This is a genomic window from Xanthomonas sacchari (genome assembly GCF_024266585.1).
Taxonomy (GTDB): Bacteria; Pseudomonadota; Gammaproteobacteria; order Xanthomonadales; family Xanthomonadaceae; genus Xanthomonas_A; species Xanthomonas_A sacchari_C.
Map to the genome: position 1 here is coordinate 2,694,883 of NZ_CP100647.1, position 16,320 is coordinate 2,711,202.

At 71.5% G+C, this 16,320-nt stretch carries 17 protein-coding genes; 4 read left to right on the forward strand and 13 right to left on the reverse strand.

Annotated elements, in window-relative coordinates; genetic code table 11:
* Position 1 precedes the first annotated feature (1 nt).
* The 13 genes from NKJ47_RS11120 to NKJ47_RS11180 form a co-directional block, all read right to left on the reverse strand.
* Positions 2–1,513: a B12-binding domain-containing radical SAM protein gene (locus NKJ47_RS11120; protein WP_254457973.1), complete on the reverse strand. Its 1,512-nt coding sequence runs from the start codon at positions 1,511–1,513 to the stop codon at positions 2–4.
* Positions 1,514–1,536: 23 nt separating this feature from the next.
* Positions 1,537–2,232, reverse strand: a complete 696-nt coding sequence (locus NKJ47_RS11125; RefSeq protein ID WP_254457974.1) for a class I SAM-dependent methyltransferase — start codon at positions 2,230–2,232, stop codon at positions 1,537–1,539.
* Positions 2,229–3,461, reverse strand: coding sequence for an amidohydrolase family protein (locus NKJ47_RS11130; RefSeq protein ID WP_254457975.1), 1,233 nt, complete (start codon positions 3,459–3,461; stop codon positions 2,229–2,231). The genes NKJ47_RS11125 and NKJ47_RS11130 overlap by 4 nt, the downstream gene beginning before the upstream one ends.
* Before the next feature lie 2 nt (positions 3,462–3,463).
* The gene (locus tag NKJ47_RS11135) at positions 3,464–4,312 is read right to left on the reverse strand and encodes a class I SAM-dependent methyltransferase (protein WP_254457976.1); all 849 of its coding nucleotides are present in this window, start codon (positions 4,310–4,312) and stop codon (positions 3,464–3,466) included.
* A gap of 108 nt (positions 4,313–4,420) precedes the next feature.
* Positions 4,421–5,269: a Wzz/FepE/Etk N-terminal domain-containing protein gene (locus NKJ47_RS11140; protein WP_254457977.1), complete on the reverse strand. Its 849-nt coding sequence runs from the start codon at positions 5,267–5,269 to the stop codon at positions 4,421–4,423.
* 11 nt (positions 5,270–5,280) lie between these two features.
* Complete coding sequence (locus tag NKJ47_RS11145) at positions 5,281–6,447, reverse strand: hypothetical protein (protein ID WP_254457978.1); 1,167 nt, start codon at positions 6,445–6,447, stop codon at positions 5,281–5,283.
* The gene (locus tag NKJ47_RS11150) at positions 6,444–7,385 is read right to left on the reverse strand and encodes a glycosyltransferase (RefSeq protein WP_254457979.1); all 942 of its coding nucleotides are present in this window, start codon (positions 7,383–7,385) and stop codon (positions 6,444–6,446) included. Before NKJ47_RS11150 ends, NKJ47_RS11145 begins: the two co-directional genes overlap by 4 nt.
* Entirely contained in the window at positions 7,385–8,638 is a 1,254-nt protein-coding gene (locus NKJ47_RS11155; RefSeq protein ID WP_254457980.1) for an O-antigen translocase, read from the reverse strand. Before NKJ47_RS11155 ends, NKJ47_RS11150 begins: the two co-directional genes overlap by 1 nt.
* Positions 8,635–9,765, reverse strand: coding sequence for a DegT/DnrJ/EryC1/StrS family aminotransferase (locus NKJ47_RS11160; RefSeq protein ID WP_254457981.1), 1,131 nt, complete (start codon positions 9,763–9,765; stop codon positions 8,635–8,637). The genes NKJ47_RS11155 and NKJ47_RS11160 overlap by 4 nt, the downstream gene beginning before the upstream one ends.
* Entirely contained in the window at positions 9,762–10,697 is a 936-nt protein-coding gene (locus NKJ47_RS11165; protein ID WP_254457982.1) for a GNAT family N-acetyltransferase, read from the reverse strand. The genes NKJ47_RS11160 and NKJ47_RS11165 overlap by 4 nt, the downstream gene beginning before the upstream one ends.
* On the reverse strand, positions 10,684–11,643 hold the full coding sequence (locus tag NKJ47_RS11170) for a hypothetical protein (protein ID WP_254457983.1): 960 nt from the start codon (positions 11,641–11,643) through the stop codon (positions 10,684–10,686). The genes NKJ47_RS11165 and NKJ47_RS11170 overlap by 14 nt, the downstream gene beginning before the upstream one ends.
* Before the next feature lie 5 nt (positions 11,644–11,648).
* Positions 11,649–12,314 carry an acetyltransferase gene (locus NKJ47_RS11175; RefSeq protein WP_254457984.1) on the reverse strand — a complete coding sequence of 222 codons (666 nt, stop codon included), beginning with the start codon at positions 12,312–12,314 and terminating at the stop codon, positions 11,649–11,651.
* Positions 12,315–12,316: 2 nt separating this feature from the next.
* The gene (locus tag NKJ47_RS11180; protein ID WP_254457985.1) at positions 12,317–12,733 is read right to left on the reverse strand and encodes a sugar 3,4-ketoisomerase; all 417 of its coding nucleotides are present in this window, start codon (positions 12,731–12,733) and stop codon (positions 12,317–12,319) included.
* Positions 12,734–13,011: 278 nt separating this feature from the next.
* Between NKJ47_RS11180 and NKJ47_RS11185 the strand changes: the two genes are divergently transcribed.
* From NKJ47_RS11185 to NKJ47_RS11200, 4 genes are all read left to right on the forward strand, one after another.
* Positions 13,012–13,524: a cytochrome b gene (locus tag NKJ47_RS11185; protein WP_429002534.1), complete on the forward strand. Its 513-nt coding sequence runs from the start codon at positions 13,012–13,014 to the stop codon at positions 13,522–13,524.
* Positions 13,525–13,585: 61 nt separating this feature from the next.
* A complete protein-coding gene (locus tag NKJ47_RS11190) occupies positions 13,586–14,950 on the forward strand; it encodes a cytochrome C (protein ID WP_254457987.1) in 1,365 nt (454 codons plus the stop codon).
* 23 nt (positions 14,951–14,973) lie between these two features.
* Positions 14,974–15,369 carry a c-type cytochrome gene (locus NKJ47_RS11195; RefSeq protein ID WP_254457988.1) on the forward strand — a complete coding sequence of 132 codons (396 nt, stop codon included), beginning with the start codon at positions 14,974–14,976 and terminating at the stop codon, positions 15,367–15,369.
* Positions 15,370–15,549: 180 nt separating this feature from the next.
* On the forward strand, positions 15,550–16,305 hold the full coding sequence (locus NKJ47_RS11200; protein WP_254457989.1) for a hypothetical protein: 756 nt from the start codon (positions 15,550–15,552) through the stop codon (positions 16,303–16,305).
* Positions 16,306–16,320: the final 15 nt, after the last annotated feature.

The window sequence follows — 16,320 nt, forward strand, 5'->3', positions numbered from 1 at the left end:
CTCAGATCCCGGACACCTGCGGCCGGTGCAGGCGCACCAGCCGGTTGGCCAGGTTCAGTTCCCACGGCCGGTCGTAGCGCCGGTAGCGGTAGCGCCACGCCGCCAGCGCGCTGAGGCCGCGCTTGGCCCAGCCCGGCGAGCGCGGGTCCTGCGCGGTGGGATAGCGGCAGCCGAGCACGGTGACGAAATCGCGGATGCGCTGGCGCAGCGCATCGGTGAGCCAGGGCGCATCGGCATGGCAGGCATAGTCCACCCACTGCGGCTGCGCCCACTCCTCCGGCGTGCGCGGGAACTGCACCGGCACGCCGTCGCGGTCGAGCAAGGGCATGCCAGCGCGGCGGCCGCGGTCCTTGGCGTGGCGGCTGCTGTCCGGCAACGGGGTGTACACGTAGACGATGATTTCCGACTGCGGGTTGATCCGCTTCAGTTCGCGGATGAACTCGAAGGTCTGTTCGGTCTCGCGTTCGCTGTCCTGCGGCGGTGCGACCATGAACGACAGCTCCGGGATCACCCCGTTGCGCCGGCACAGTTCGGCCACTTCTAGCGTCTGGTCGGGACGCGTGCCCTTGCGGATCTCCTTGAGCATCGCCCCGCTGGGCGACTCGGCGCCGATATAGGCCATGCGCAGGCGGCTCTTGCGCACCAGCGTCCAGGTGCTTTCGGACAGGTTGAGCAGCGCGTCGGCGCGCGCGTAGCACCACCACGGCAGTTCCAGCTTCGCCATCACCTCCAGCAGCGGGATCATGTCGGCTTCGCGGTCGAAGAAGTTGTGGTCGAAGAACTGGATCGCGTCGGCGCCCAGGCCGTACTTCAGATAGCCCAGCTCGCGTTCCAGGCGTGCCGCGGTCGGCAAGGCGGTGGCGCCGCCGAACATCGCCGCCACCCCGCAGAAGGTGCAGCGGAAACGGCAGCCCAGCGCGGCCTGGTGCGCGGCGGTGCGGCGGCCGAGGAAGGTGCGGCCGAGATAGCGGCGCGGCTCGCCGAGTTTTTCGTACGGCAGCGACGGCAGCGTGTCGCCGCGCTGGAAGGCGCGGTTGCGGTTGTGCACCACGGCGCCGTCCTGCTTCCAGGACAGCCCGTCGATCTGCGCCAGCATCGGCCCCTCGCCGCGTAGGGAAGCCAGCAATTCCGGCAAGGTGTCCTCGCCCTGCGCGCGGATCGCGTAGTCCACGTACGGCGCGGCTAGCGCGGTGTCCGGGTACAGCGTGGGGAAATAGCCGCCCCAGACGATCGCCAGCGCCGGGAAGCGCGCGCGGATGGCCTGCGACAGCGCGATCGACGGCGCCAGCTGCGGCCCGCCCATCACGCTGATGCCGACCGCGTCGTAGCGCTGCGCCTGCAGCGCCTGCAGGCTGCGCTCGATGAAGTCGCGGTCGACGTTGCCGTCGATGATGCGGCTGTCGCCGTGGCGGTCCAACGCCGCCGCCAGATGCAGCAGCGACAGCGGAAAGCGGGCGCTGGCCGGCTTGGTGATGGGCGGATTGACCAGCAGCGTGTTGGATGTGGAGGGCATGGCGGGCGAACGCAGGACGGGGGTCACGGCAGGCGCCGCAGGCGCAGCACCAGGGCCACCGGCACCTGCAATGCAGCGGGATCGAAATGGGCGCCGGCGGGAATGTCCGCCGGGTCGAGCATCGGTTCGCTGACCGCGTCGATGGCCAGCCCCAGCGCGGCGCAGGCGGCGTGCCAGTGGCTGTACAGGTGCTGGGTGTGGCGCACCGCATAGCGCTGGCCCCCGGCCTTGAAGTCGCGGCGCCAGCCCAGCGCCGGACCGATCGGGTGCACGTCGCTGCACAGCACCCAGCCGCCGGGCCGGGTGACGCGGTGCAGTTCCGCCAGGGCCGGCGCCAGCTGCGGCAGATGCCCCAGCGCCAGCGCGCAGAGACTCAGGTCCACGCTGGCGTCGGCGAGCGGCAAGGACTCCAGGCTGCCTTCGTGCAAGGTGCAGCGGCCGGCGTCGACGTCGGCCAGTTCCTGCGCGGCGCGCGCCAGCATCTGCGGCGACAGGTCCACGCCGGTGACGTGGTCGGCGCCGCGCTGCAGCGCATGCCGCAGGTAGCGGCCGCTGCCGCAGCCGGCGTCGAGCACGCGGTGCCCATGCAGCGTGGCCGGCAGCAGCGCCAGCATGGCGCGCTGCTCGGCCTGCATCACCGGGTTGTGCGCCTGCGCCGGGTAGCTGTCCGCCCACAGGGCGTAGGCGGCGAGCGGATCGAGGGTCGGGACGGCGTTCATGCCTGGCAGCTCTGCAGACGTTGTTCCGCGCCTGCGCGCGGCGGCGCTGCTCGCAGTGCCAGGCCCGGCTCCAGCGCCAGCAGCGCGGGGTCGGCCAGCTCCGCCGCCAGCAGTTTCGGTACCCCGTCCAGCGTCACCGGCACCGTGTCCACACCGGCGGCGGCGAACCATGCGGCGAAGTCGGGATCGGCGATCCGCGGCCGCCCGGCGCGCACCACCGCACGCAGGGCGCTGCGCGGCAGCCCGACCAGGCTCTGTGCCGGCGCGCCGCCACGGTCGGCGACGATCAACAGATCGGCGTGCGCGCCCGGCGCCAGGTGCCCGCGATCGGGCAAGCACAGGATGCCGGCCGCGGCGGTCGTGGCCAGGCGCAGCGCCTGAGTGGCGTCCAGGCCATGGGCCGCGGCCAGGCGCAGGTCGTCGAGCAGGTCGCGGCCGCCGCTGACCCGCGCATCGCTGCCCAGCGCCAGGCGCCCGGCGGCGCTCAGGCGCTGCGGGTCCAGGGTGCGTCCGAGCAGGGTCAGGTTGCTGCTCGGGCACCACACCACCGCCGCGTTGCAGGCAAGCACGCGCGCGACGTCGTCCGCACGCAGGCCGACGCCGTGGATCAGCACCGTGTTCCCTGTCAGGTAGCCGCGCCGATCCAGTTCGGCGAGTTCGCCGGCGGCCACCGCGTCGGTGCCTTCGGCCAGGTGGATCATCCACGGCCAGCCGGCGGCGGTGGCCGCGGCGAAGCTGTGCGCCAGCGGCGGCCCGTAGTCGGGGCCGTGCAAGGTGTAGCTCCAGCCGAAGTCGCGCAACAGCGCCACCGGGAAGTCGGCCGCGTCCAGCGCCGCATGCCAGGGATCGTGGTGGGCCAGGCAGGTCACCCCGGCCAGCAGGTTCTTCAGCCCGCCGTGGCGCAGCCGCAGCGGCTTGGGCAGGGCCAGCGCGGCGGCCACCGCCGGGGTACGGAAATGCGCGGCGAAGGCCGCGATCCAGTCATAGCTGTTGGCGAACGGTGCGGCCTGCGGCAGCGGCGGCACCGCGTTGACGTGCAGATGTTCGTGGGCGTTGATCAGGCCCGGCAGCACTACATGTCCGGGCAAGGCGATGCGCAGCGCCGCCGGCGTGGCCGCCGCGGCGATACGGCCGGCATGCAACGCCAACGGCGCGCGCACCGCCCCGGCGGCCTGCGCGATGCGCGCACCCTCCAGGCAGATTTCGACGGCGGCGGCAGACACGGCCATGCTCAGCGCTTGCGCATCACGATCAGGAAGTGGTCGCCCATGTCGCGCAGCAGCGGCCAGCCGCCGATACGGTCGTCGAGGCGGCCCAGCGCCTCGCCCAGGCGCGGGTGGTGCTGGTAGTGGTCGACCAGGTACGGCGGCGGCAGGCACAGGCTGAGCGCGCGGTAGGACTCCAGCGCGAAATGCGGCGCGAACGCGCGATAGAACTCGCGCGGCAGGTAGTACCAGGTCCAGATCGTGTGCCCGTTCATGCCCACCGCGGTAGCGCCGCGCGCGGCACGCACGCCGGCACGGCGCAGCCGCCCGCGCAGCAGGTAATGGCCAAGCTCCCACGGGCACAGGCGGCCGATCACCGAGAACACCAGGCGGCCGTCGCGGCGCAGCAGCCGCGCGCACTGGCCGGCGACCTGCGGCAGATCCGGCGCGCAGTTGAGCGGGCCGAAGTTGGAGTACATGCCGTCGAACTCGCCGTCGAGCAGATCCAGCTGCTGGATGCCGACATGCGCCACGCTGAGCCGCCCGTGCAGGGTCGGGTCCTGCGCGCGGGCACGGGTGCGCTCGACCATCTGCGGCGACCAGTCGGTGGCCAGCACGCGGTAGCCGCGCTGGGCGAAGGCGTGCGCATCCAGGCCGGTACCGCAACCCAGGTCGACCAGACGCGAGCCGACCGGCACCTGCGTGCCCACCGTGTCCCACAAGGTCTTGCGCATGCGCTGGATCAGCGCGTTGTTGCCGCGCGGGCCATCGTAGTCGGCGGCCACGCTGTCGAAGGCGCGCTGCGTGTCCAGCAGCCGCACCGGGTCCAGAGTCGCCGCGCGCGCCGCGGCGCCGGCCTTGCCATTCGCTGTCACCTGCCCCTCTCCACTGCCCTGCCCTTGTCGGAATCCGCACGAACCGATCGCGCGGTCTTGCAGGTAGGTGCGGCGGCAGTGGCGTTTGGTTGAATCGGCGCGCTGCCTTTACGCGATGGCGGCCGTCGCCCTGGCTGGCCGCGTCTGGCGCCGGCGCAGCGCGTCGCGCGCCACCGCGGCCAGTACGCCGCCGCCGAACCCGGCCAGCAGCGCCGCGGCCAGCACCAGCACCGGGTTGGGGAACGCGGCACGCGGCGGCACATAGGTCTCCCAGGGCGCCGAGGTGTCGTAGGTATAGCGGGCGCCGAGCCGGCCGAGCAGATCCTCGCGCTCGGCCTTGAGACCGCGCAGCGTGGTGGTCTTCTCCGACAGCAGCATATTGCCGAGCAATTGCTGCTCGACGCTGCCGCGGCCGTCGCGCTGCTGCTGCAGCAGGCGCTCGCGCTCGGCCTGGGTCGCGGCGATGTCCGCGGCCAATTCCTGCAGCCGCGCAGTGGCCTGCTGCAGCGGGCCGGCCTGGATGTGCCGGTGCAGCGCCTGCAGCTGTGCGATGGTGGCCGTGGCCAGTTGCCGTGCCTGCCGCGGCGACTCGGCGCGCACGCTCAGCTGGATCAGGTTGGCGTACGGGTCCGGGTCGAGCTTCAGGCTGTCGCGGTACAGCGCGGCCTGGCGGCTGTCCGGCGCCACGCCGGCGCTGCGCAGCACCTGGTCCTGGAACAGCCGGGTCTTGATCCGGTCGATCACCCGTTGGAACGGCTCCAGCTTGGGGTCGCGCCCGGCCGGGGTCGGACCGAACTCGCCCACCTGCACCCAGGCGGTGGCCTGCCACTGGCGGGTCGCGCCGTGCAGGAACAGCGCCGCCAGCGCCAACGCCAGCAGCAGCGGCAGCAGGCACCAGCGCCATTCCCGTCGCAGGATCCGCCACAGGTCGATCAGGTAGATTTCGTCTTGGTGCATGGCGGTGTCGGTCATGGCAACTGGCAGCTCGAGGAAAGGGAAGGCAACGCCGTGGCCGCTGCGGCATCGCGGCGGTTCGGCAGCAAGGCGCTGCAGGCGTGCAGCAGCAGGCACAGCGCGACGAAGCCGGCATTGGTCCAGGTGAAGGCCTGCGGCGCGAACGGCGACATCACGCAGGCGTAGGCGATGCGCAGGAACACCAGCAGGTTGAACAGCGCCACGCCGCGGCCGAGCAGGCGCACGCTCCACAGCAGCGCCGCGTACAGCGCCAGCATCGCCGCCAGCGCGGCACCGGGGCCGCCGGCCAGCAGGAACGGCAGGAACTCGGTGCCGACATTGATGTTCGGCGCATCCAGCGGGATGCCGGTGCCGGCGGTGGCAATGGAACCGCTCAGCGGCACCAGCTGGTTGACCAGGAAACTGGCGTTCGCGTAGCCCTTGCTGAGCAGCGCGCCGAAGTTGTACGGGCCGGCGCCGATGTACAGCAGCAGCCACTTGATGCCCTGCGGCGCGGCCCGGTACAGCGCGCCGAACGGCAACGCCACCGAATCCAGCGAGCCGGAGCGCAGCGTGCCGAGTAACGAGAACGCGGCGGCGCCGGCGCACAGCAGCGCCAGCACCCGTTTCCACGGCAGCGGCCGCGCCGGGTCGCGGCGCAGCAACAGCAGCAGGCCGACGCTGAACACCGCCGCGAACAGCCGGTTGCGGTCGATCACCAGCACCGGGAAGGCGAAGCCGGCCAGCAGCAGCGCGTTGCGCACGCCGCGCGCGCGCCCGCACAGCAGGCTGATCGGCGGCAGGATCCAGCACATGTTCGACACATGCCGCACGTGCGCCTGCAGCGGGCTCAGGTCGGCGTAGGCGGAAGGGTTGTGCAGCAACGGAATCGGAAACAGCAGCAGGTCCAGCAGGCAGAACAGCCCCACCGCGGCAGCCAGGCCGAGCGCGACGAAGGCCTCGCGGGTGCCGGCGTACTCGCGCGCCCGGAACGCCGCCAGCGGCGGCAGGCGGATGCCGAGCAGCGCGTCCAGCCCCAGCGTCGCCAGCGCCACCGCGGCCAGCAGCGCGATACCGGCGAAATAGCCGGGCGGCATGTCGAACGTCAGCAGGGTCAGCGCGCAGCTCAGCAGCAGCGGCAGGCCGAAATAGGCCGACGGCAGGCGCAACAGCCGGCTCATTTGCGCTGCGCCAGTGCCGGCTGGTCGCGCTGCCGCAGCCGGGCCAACAACGACAGCCACGCATGCGCCAGCAGGTGGCCGCCCAGCGCCAGCGGACTGCGCCGCAGGAACGCGATCTTGGCGGCGATGTAGTGCGCCTGCGCCTGCAGCAAGGTGCGGCAGGCCGGATCGAACAGCCGCGCGCGGCGCAGCGCCACCTGGCGCGACTCGGCCAGGTTGGCCAGGCGGCTGGGCAGGTGCCGGGTGCGGCTGGCGTTGCGCGCGTGCACGCGGTAGGCGCAGACCGCCACGTCCAGGAAGCCCAGGGCGTCGCGCGCCACCAGGCGCAGGAAGAAATCCCAGTCCTCGATGCGCAGACCCTCGTCCCATGCCGCGCCCGGCCGCAGCGCGCTGCGCCGGACCAGCGCCACCGCCCCACTCACCGCCCAGTGGCGGATCACCGCGCGGCGGATGCCGGCCTCGCTCAGGTACAGGCGTTTGTCCACGCGGTGCAGGTCGCGCATGCTGCTCTGGTGCACGGTGCGGTCCTGCGCGTCGACCACGATGGCGTCGCCGATCACCGCGGCCTTGTGCGGATGCGCGCCCAGGTAGGCCACCTGCACGCCCAGCCCGCCGGGCAACAGGTAATCGTCGCTGGCCCCCAGGCGCAGGAACTCGCCGCGGGCCATCGCCACCAGGTGGTTGAGCGTGGCGGCGATACCGAGGTTCTCGCGCGGCCAGAAGCGCACGTGCAGCTTGTCGCCATGGCGCGCGATCCACTCGGCGATGCCCTCGGCGGTGCCGTCGCTGGAGCCGTCGTCGACGATCACCAGTTCCTTGTGCGGGTACGGATCCTCCAGCACGCTGTCCAGGCAGCGCTGCACGAAGTGCGCGTGGTTGTAGGCCGGGATCAGCACCGACACCAGCGGCAGTGGCGGCGGCGGTTGCGGTGCGTCCATCAGCCCAGTCCTCGCAGGTAGCGGCGCACCACCAGCACGTTGAACAGCAGGTACAGCGCGTAGTTGCAGGCGAACGCGTAGGCCGCGCCGATCAGGCCCATGCGCGCGGTGAACAGGACCACCAGGCCCAGGTAGCTGGCCGCGAACAGGCATTCGGACAGCACGAACAGCCGCGTCATCGCCTTGGCCAGCATCAGGTAGGACAGCACGAAGGAGGCGATTTTGAGCACGTCGCCGAGCAACTGCGGCGCGTACAGCGGCAGTGCGGCGGCGAAATCCTCGGAGAACAGCAGGCGGGTGATGCCGTCGCGGCACAGGTACACCGCCGCCGCGGCCAGCACCACCGCCGGCAGCACGTAGCGGTAGGCGCCGCGCAGTTCCTGCAGCAGCGCCTCGCGCGTGTGCAGCGCCGCCAGCCTGGGCAGGTAGTAGACGTTGATGGCGGTGGTGAAGAACAACAGGTAGGCGTCGGAGACGCGGCTGACCGCCTGCCAGTCGCCGACCTGCCGCCAGCCGAACTGGCCGGCCAGGTGATCGCGCACGCCGATGTTGACCAGCAACGGCAGCAGCGCCGAGGCCAGGGTCATGGTCGAGAACGCGGCCAGCCGCCGCAGCATCGCCGGGTCGAAGCGGATGCGCAGCATCTCGCGGCGGAAGTACGGGCTGCGCCGCAGCGCCGGCACCCCGGCGCAGAGCCAGGCCACCTGCCCCAGCACCAGGCCCAGCAACGCCCCGTACAACCCCAGCCCACGCGCCAGCGCGGCCACCAGCAGCACGCTCAGCACCGCGCCGGCGACCTGGATGAAGGCCAGCCGGCGCACGTCCATGAAGCCGTTGACCACCGCCAGGATGTAGTTGGCCAGGGCGATGCCGAGCTGCGCCACCGCCAGCACGCAGATCAGCGGCTGGGACTGCGCATCGCCGAGCAGGCGCTCGGCGATCGGGCGGCTGCACAGCAGCGCGGCCACGCCCATTGCGCAGGCGGCCACGCAGGCGTAGCCCAGCGCGCTGCCGAGCAGCCGGGTCAGCGCCGGCGCATCGTCGCGGTACTCGGCCACGTACTTGACCACGCCGGCACCGATGCCGCCGCCGGCCAGCACCGCCAGCAGCGACATCAGGCTGGTGAACTGGCCGAGCCGGGCGACCCCGGCCGGACCGGCGTACACCGCCACCAGCTTGAGCACCAGCAACGCAGCCAGCAGCTTGGCCGCGGTGGCCACGCCGCTGTACACGCCGCTGCGCAGCACGTTCATGCCACCACGCCGCCGAAACGCCGGCAGGCGTCGATCACCTGCGCCACCGCCGCCTCGTCCAGGGTCGGGCCGATCGGCAGGCTCAGTACTTCGGCGGCAAGCCGCTCGCACAGCGGCAGCTGCAGCATCGCCAGTTCCGGATAGGCCGGCTGCCGGTGAGGCGGCGTCGGGTAATGCACCAGGCACTGCACGCCCTGGGACTGCAGGTGCCGTTGCAGCGCATCGCGCTGCGCGCTGCGCACCACGAACAGATGCCAGGCATGCGCGGCCGGGTCGGCCACCTGCGGCAAGGCGATCTGCGGATGCGCGATGCCGTCCAGGTAGCGCTGGGCGATCGCGCGGCGCGCGGCGATGTCCGCATCCAGATAGTGCAGCTTGACCCGCAACAGCGCCGCCTGCAGTTCGTCCAGGCGCGAGTTCACGCCCTGCAACAGGTGCCGGTATTTGATGTCCGAGCCGTAGTTGCGCAGCACGCGCAGTTGCGCAGCCAGCGCGTCGTCGTCGGTGGTCACCGCGCCACCGTCGCCGAGCGCGCCCAGGTTCTTGCCGGGGAAGAAGCTGAAGCCGGCAGCGTCGCCGAAGCTGCCGGCATGGCGTCCGTCGCGGCGCGCGCCATGTGCCTGCGCCGCGTCCTCGATCAGTAGCAGGCGGTGCTGCTCGGCGAGGCCGCGCAAGGCGGCCATGTCCGCCAGTTGCCCGTACAGGTGCACCGCCAGGATCGCCTTCGTGCGCGGGCCGATCGCCCGTCGCACCTGCGCCGGATCCAGGTTGAAGCTGGCCGCCTCCGGCTCCAGCGGCACCGGCCGCAGCCGGTTCTCGCTGATCGCCAGGAAGCTGGCGATGAAGGTATTGCCCGGCACCAGCACTTCGTCGCCGTCGTGCAGCCGGCCCAGCGCCCGGTAGCCGCGCAGGATCAGGGTCAACGCATCCATGCCGTTGCCGACGCCGATGGCGTGGGCGCTGCCGCAGTAGGCGGCGAACTCGCGCTCGAACGCGTCCAGTTCTTCGCCGAGCACATACCAGCCGGAATCGATCACGCGCGCCGCCGCGGCTTTCAGCGCGTCGGCATGGCGTGCGTTGCCGGCGCGCAGGTCGAGGAACGGCACGCTGGCCGGCGGCAGGCTCATTGCAACTCCCAACGGTAGAAATCGTGGACCACCGCGCGCGCGCCGAAGCGCTCCTTCTGCTCGACCAGGCCGGCATTGAGCACCTGGCCCTGCTGCTCGGTGGAAATGCCCAGGCTGAGGAACTGGCGTTGCGCGTAGACCTGCTCGATCAGCTCGGCCAGCAGCAGGCTCAGCGCATCGGCGCGGCGGCCCTGCTCCGAGCAGGCCAGGTACTGGGTGTGGACGACATGGCCGAAGTCGTACACCAACGCGCCGGCCAGCAACTGCGCGCCGTCGCGGACCTCGTACGGCACGATCTGCGCCGGAAAGCGCGCGCACAGCAGACGCAGTTCGTCCAGGCGGTGGGTGGGACGTGCATGGTGGCGTTGCAGCACCTCGCCCAGCAGCGCATGCAGCGGCGCCGGGTCGTCCACGCGCTGCACGCGCAGCCCGGCGCGGCGCGCCTTGGCGACCGAGCGCTTGCGCGCGGCGGCGAAGCGCGGCGGCTCGCGCAGGGCGACGGCCGAAGACAGGTCGCGGCGCTGCAACTGCGCACCGAGCCGGTGCAGCGCGTACAGATCTTCTTCCGCCGGGCTGCGGTGGAACAGATGCGGCACCGCCTTGTACAGCAGCGTGCGCACGCCGATGCCGCGGTAGTGCGCGGCGATGCGTTCGAATGCCTCCAGCGTCGCCGTCGCGCGCAGCGCGTGGGTCGACAGCAGGCCGGCATAGCTGAGGCCGGCGTGGCTGGTGACCGCATCGCCCTCGCGGTTGGCCGGAAACACCGCCACCGGCGTGCCGGCATCCTCGACCAGCAACGAGGCATCGGCGAAGCGCGCCGCGTGGTAGTCCATGTAGCCGCGCCGGTGCAGCAGATTGCCGTTGCGCGAGGCGTCCACCAGGGCGTCCCACGCCGGCGCATCGGCCACGGTGTAGGCCCTAACCGACAGCATCGGCGTCCTCCCAGCGCATGCCGGCGGGCAGCGTCGCCTCGGCCACGCCGAAGCCGTCGCGGCCCATGGCGTTGCCGTTGTAGAACAGCAGCAGCCGCTGGCCGTGGCGGATCAGCGCCGGATAGCACAGCGTGCGCGCGTCCCAGCCTTCGGCCGACAGCGGCAATCCCAGCGCGGCGTCGCAGCGCTGCCAGCGGCGGCCGTCGTCGCTGACCGCCATGCCCGGCAGGTAGGCGCCGTCGCGGCTGCCGTGGGTGAACAGCATCAGGTAGCGATCGTCGTGCCGATACACCCGCGGGCGGCCGATGCGGTATTCCTCGCCCTGCGGCTGCAGGCACACCGTGTCCTGGCGCGGGATCGCCAGCAGGTCGTCGGTCTCCACGCAACGGATGTGGTAGCGCGGATACGGCGTGCCGCCGATCCATTCCCAGTCGTCGCCCACCGCGTACCACAGCCGCCAGCGGCCATCTTCGTAGCGCGCCGAATGCACCGCGGCGATCGTGCTGCGGCCCGGCGCGCGATCCAGCAGCGGCGTGTCCTGGCGGCGCCGGAACGAGTCGCCGCCATCGGTGGACACCGCCAAGCCGGTGAAGGCCAGGAACTTGGCACGGGCCACCTGCTGGAAGCCGACATAGAACAGGTACAGGCCGTCCGGCCCGTGCACCACATCGCCGAGGATCATGCCGTTGTCGTCGAAGCAGCCGGCGCGGCCGATGTCCAGCACCGGCTCGGCGCTCACGCCCACCACCCGGGTCGGATCGTCGGCACGCACGTCGACGTAGCCGATGCGGCTGACCCCGGCATCGTCGCGGAAGCCGGCGTAGATGCGCAGGCGCTCGGCATCCAGGCGCAGCGGCGTCGGCGTCAGCGCCGAGTGCCGCATCCAGCCGCCGACGCCGTCGCACGCGGTGGCGAACACCAGGCCGCGTTTGTGCCAGGCGAACATGCGCCTCACAGCGTCACGTCGAAGCTGGACTTGCCGGCCACCGCCCGCGCCGGCGCACCGACGTAGAGGCGTCCGGGCTCGGTGTCGCGGGTCAGCAGCGCGCCGGCGCCGATCACGTTGTCGGCGGCGACCTTGACCCGGTCGCTGAGCGTGGCGTTGACCCCGACGAAGCTGCTCGCGCCGATCTCGCAATAGCCGGAAATCACCGCGTGCGAGGCCACGAACACGTGGTCGTGGAGGACCGTGCGATGGCCGATGTGGTTGCCGCTCCACAGGATGCAGTTGGCACCGATGCGGGTGAACGGCTGCAGCACGTTGTGCTCGAACACGAAACAGTGTTCGCCCAGTTCCACGTTGCGCCAGACGAAGGCGCGGGAGCTGACGTAGCTGGCCATGCGATAGCCGCGGCGCTTGGCGTCCAGGTAGAAGCGCGTGCGCAGCCGGTTGAGGCCGCTGGCCGGGATCGCAACGAACACCTCCACCTGCGACGGCGGATACCGTTGCTCGAGCTCTTCATAGGCCACCACCGGCAGACCGGCCAGGATCGGCGTGGACAGGTAGTCGCGCTCCACGCTGAAGCCCAGCACCTCGTAGTCGCTGTCGTGGGTGAAGTATTCGCAGGCGATCTGCGCCAGTTCGCCGGCGCCGACGATGACCAGGGGGCGCGCCATCGCTAGGCCTCCTGCCGGCGCATGCCCGCGGCTTCGCGCAGGAACTCGTCGTAGTCGAGGATGTAGTCGGTCGGGTCATAGGCCTGGTCGGCGAGCACCATCAGCACGCAGTCCTCGCTGAAGTCGTAGAGATCGCGCCAGACCATGCTGCCGAGCAGCAGGCCCTGGCACGGATCGTCCAGCACCACCTGCACCGGGCCGCTGCCGTCGTCGAGCAGGAACGACACCGAGCCGTGCAGCGCCACCGCCAACTGGTTGAGATGGCGGTGCGCGTGCTGGCCGCGGTGCACGCCGTTGCGGGTGGCGAACAGGTAGTACACGCGGCGGATGTCGAACGGCAGGTCGCGCTGTGGCTCCAGCGCCACGAGCTGTCCGCGCGCGTCGCCGTGCGTCCGCAACTGGATTCGTTCGATTGCCATCAGAGTGCCCGAGCCGGGCTCCGCATCGGAGTGTCCAGGCTGAGTGCCGCACGTCCGCGGAAAGGTTGCGCGAGGCCGGCGCGCGTCGCAACGCAACCTTTCGCCGCAACGCCGGCACCCATCGACGACCACCGCTGCAGCGAAGCCCAACGGCATCGCGCCGCAGTTTCGCCTCGTCTCGCCCAAGGACACCGCGTACCGCCATGACCGTCCCCACGCCGGCCGCGCCGCCACCGCCTGTTCCCTCCGCTGCCACGCCGGCGGCATTGCCGCGGCCGATGGTGTGGCTGCACTGGCTCACCGTACTGTGCCTGGTGCTGGCGGCGGGCCTGATCCTGCTGCGCGAAGAGGTCGACGGCCGCATGTGGCGGCAGTGGCTGCTGGAAGGCCACCGCCACTTCGGCCTGTTCGTGCTCGGCCTGTTCTGCCTGCGCGTGGCGCTGCGGATACGCCTGGGCAAGCGCCACGATCCGGAGGCCGGCTCGGCACTGATGCGCTTGCTGGCCGGCGCCACCCACGTGGTGATGTACGCGCTGCTGCTGACCCTGCCGCTGCTGGGCTGGGCGCTGAGCCAGTCGATGGGCAAGCCGGTGCATCTGTTCGGCGCCACCCTGCCGGCGCTGGTCGCGCCCGATCCCGACCTGGCCGACCGCCTCGGTGCCTGGCACGTGGATGCGGCCTGGCTGCTGCTGGCGCTGATCCTGCTGCACATCGGCGCGGCGCTGTGGCACCACCTCGTGCGCCGCGATGCCGTGCTGCAACGGATGCTGCCGTTCCTGCGCCGCCGCTGAGCCGCCCTTCCCTCTCTCGTTCGCGTCCGTCGCCGCACCCACCCGCCAAAGGACTCCCCGCATGCACCAGGCCCCGTCGTCCCTCTCCACCTCCTCCCGCAGCGACAGGACGCGCGGCGCCGAGCAGGCGCTGCTGTGGTCGGCGCTGGGCTCGCTGCTGCTGGTGCTGAGCCCGCGCGCGGCGGCGGTGCCGGCGTTCGCGCGGCAGACCGGCTCCTCCTGCGCCGACTGCCACATCGGCGCCTACGGCCCGGCGCTGACCCCGTACGGCATGCGCTTCAAGCTCGGCGGCTACACCGACAGCGACGGCAACGGCACCAAGGTCCCGGTCTCGGCGCAGCTCACCGCCAACCGCAGCGTGCCGGCGCGCGGCGAGAGCCGCACCCGCTTCAGCGAGGCCGACCTGTACCTGGCCGGGCGCATCACCGACAACGTCGGCGGTTACGTCAAGGTCGCCACCAGCAACAACGGCAGCAACGACTACAGCACGCGCCTGGACAACGTGGACCTGCGCGCGGTGCTCAAGCGCTTCCAGGTCGGCGGCAAGGACGCGCTGCTCGGCGTCAGCGTCAACAACAACCCCGGCAGCCAGGATCCGATCGGCATGCTGCCCAATGCCTCCGGCCTGGGCCCGGCCTCGGCCTACGCCAGCTCGACCACCCTGCTCAACCAGTCGTCGCTGTCCAACCGGGTGATCGGCAGCAGCGTCTACGGCCTGTACGACCGCAACTGGTACGGCGAACTGGGCACCTACACCGCCCTGCCGGTGTCGACCCAGGACGACCTGGGCTACGCCGTCGGCGGCGATCCGGGCAAGCTCAGCGATACCGGCTACCTGCGCCTGAGCTACTTGAAGGACCTCAAGCGGCAGTTCTTCTCCGCCGGCGTGGTCGCGCTGACCACGCGCCGGCAGCTGCCGCGCAGCACCGGTCCGCGCGACGACTTCACCGATCTCGGCTACGACCTCAACTACCAGTTCCTGGGCACCCGCGAGCACATCCTCAAGCTCGGCTACCTCAACATCTACGAACGCCGCCGCTACGGCAGCGCGCTGATCGACCCGACCAATCCGGCCCTGGCCGGCCCGCGCCGGGCCAGCGTCCGCGACCAGTCGATCAGCCTCAACTACACCTACAGGCAGAGCTACAGCCTGCTGCTGGCGCACTTCATCAACAGCGGCTCGGACGATCCGTTCCGCTACCGCCCGTACGGCGCGCCGGACACCACCAGCAACCTGATCAGCGCCTCGTGGGCGCCGTTCGGCAAGGACGACAGCTACTCGTCGATCTCCAACCTGCGCTTGTCCGCGACCTGGTTCCGTTTCAGCAAGTTCAACGGCAGCACCGGCAACGTGTTCGGCGCCATCCCGGTCACCCGCCCGCGCGACCTCAACCAGTTCGCGCTGAGCCTGAGCCTCGCGTTCTGATTCCCCCGCACGGAGCTTCCCGCATGAAACCCGCCACTGCCCTCCCCCTGCGCCGCCTGTTGGCCGGCCTGCTGCCGCTGGCCGCCGCGCTGGCGTCGAGCGCGCACGCCGCCGGCGGCACGCCCGGTGCCAGCGTGTTCGCCAGCGAATGCGCCGAGTGCCACAGCGCCGCCCCGGCCAAGAACAAGAAAGGCCCGACCCTGTTCGGCGTGGTCGGACGCCGCGCCGGCAGCGTGTCCGATTACAACTACTCCGACGCGATGAAGCAGAGCCAGTGGACCTGGAGCGACGACAAGCTGCGCAGCTACCTGTCGCAGCCGGCGTCCAAGGCCCTGCCCGGCAGCAAGATGAAGTACGACGGGCTCGACGACACCAAGCAGTTGCAGGACCTGATCACCTATCTGCACAGCCTGCATTGAACTGACTGCCCGATCCGGTCATATTCGGCGCCCGACGGGCCGGCCATCGCGCCGCGCCCGTGCCGTTCCCCTGACCTGCGAGCATCGAACCGCCGTGCGTGTGCCCCCAGCCGTCATTGGTGCCCCGTCCCTGCCCCGCGCCGCAACGCGGCGCCGCAGTGCGGGCCGCGCATGCTGAACATGCACGCGGGCCGTCGCAGAAGCGCGCTCCGGCCGTCGGCGCGTCCAGGCGCCGGACCGGCGGCCCTGGCCCTGGCCCTGGGCCTGGCGCTCGCAGCGCTGCACGCCCCTGCCGCGCTGGCCGGCGACGTCGGCGGCGCGGCCGGGATCAGCTCGCAACTGGTCGACCGCGGCATCGCCGTGACCCGCAATGCCCCGACCCTGCAGGGCGCGCTGTTCTGGCTGCCGGCGCCGGGCTGGTCGCTGAGCGGCTCGGCCAGCGTGGCGCTGGATGCGCCGGGCAAGGTGCTGATGGGCAGCGTCGGCCTGTCGCGCAGTTGGACCCTGTCCGACAGCTGGCAGCTACAGGCCGAGGCGCTGCTGTACCGCTACCCCGGCACGCGCGCCGACCGCCTGTTCAACCGCGACGAGTTCAGCCTGGGCTGGAGCTACCGCGACCGCCTCAGCCTGTCGCTGGCCGCCTTCCGCATGCCCGACAGCGGCCTGCACCAGCGCTGGTACGGGGCGCTCGACCTGACCGCGCACCAGCCGCTGGCCGGCCCGCTGTCGCTGGCGGCGGGTGTCGGGATCAGCCAGGCGCCGCCGGCCCTGTACGGGCTGGTGTCCACCGCGCACTACCACTATGGTCACGCCGGGCTGATCTGGAACGCCGGGCGCTGGAGCGTGGAGATGGACCGCGTGTTCGGCAACGCCCACACCGGCTATACCGACCGCGGCCTGTGGCCGTGGGTGGCCAGCGTCTCGCGCAGCTTCTGATTCGAGCGCAACCTT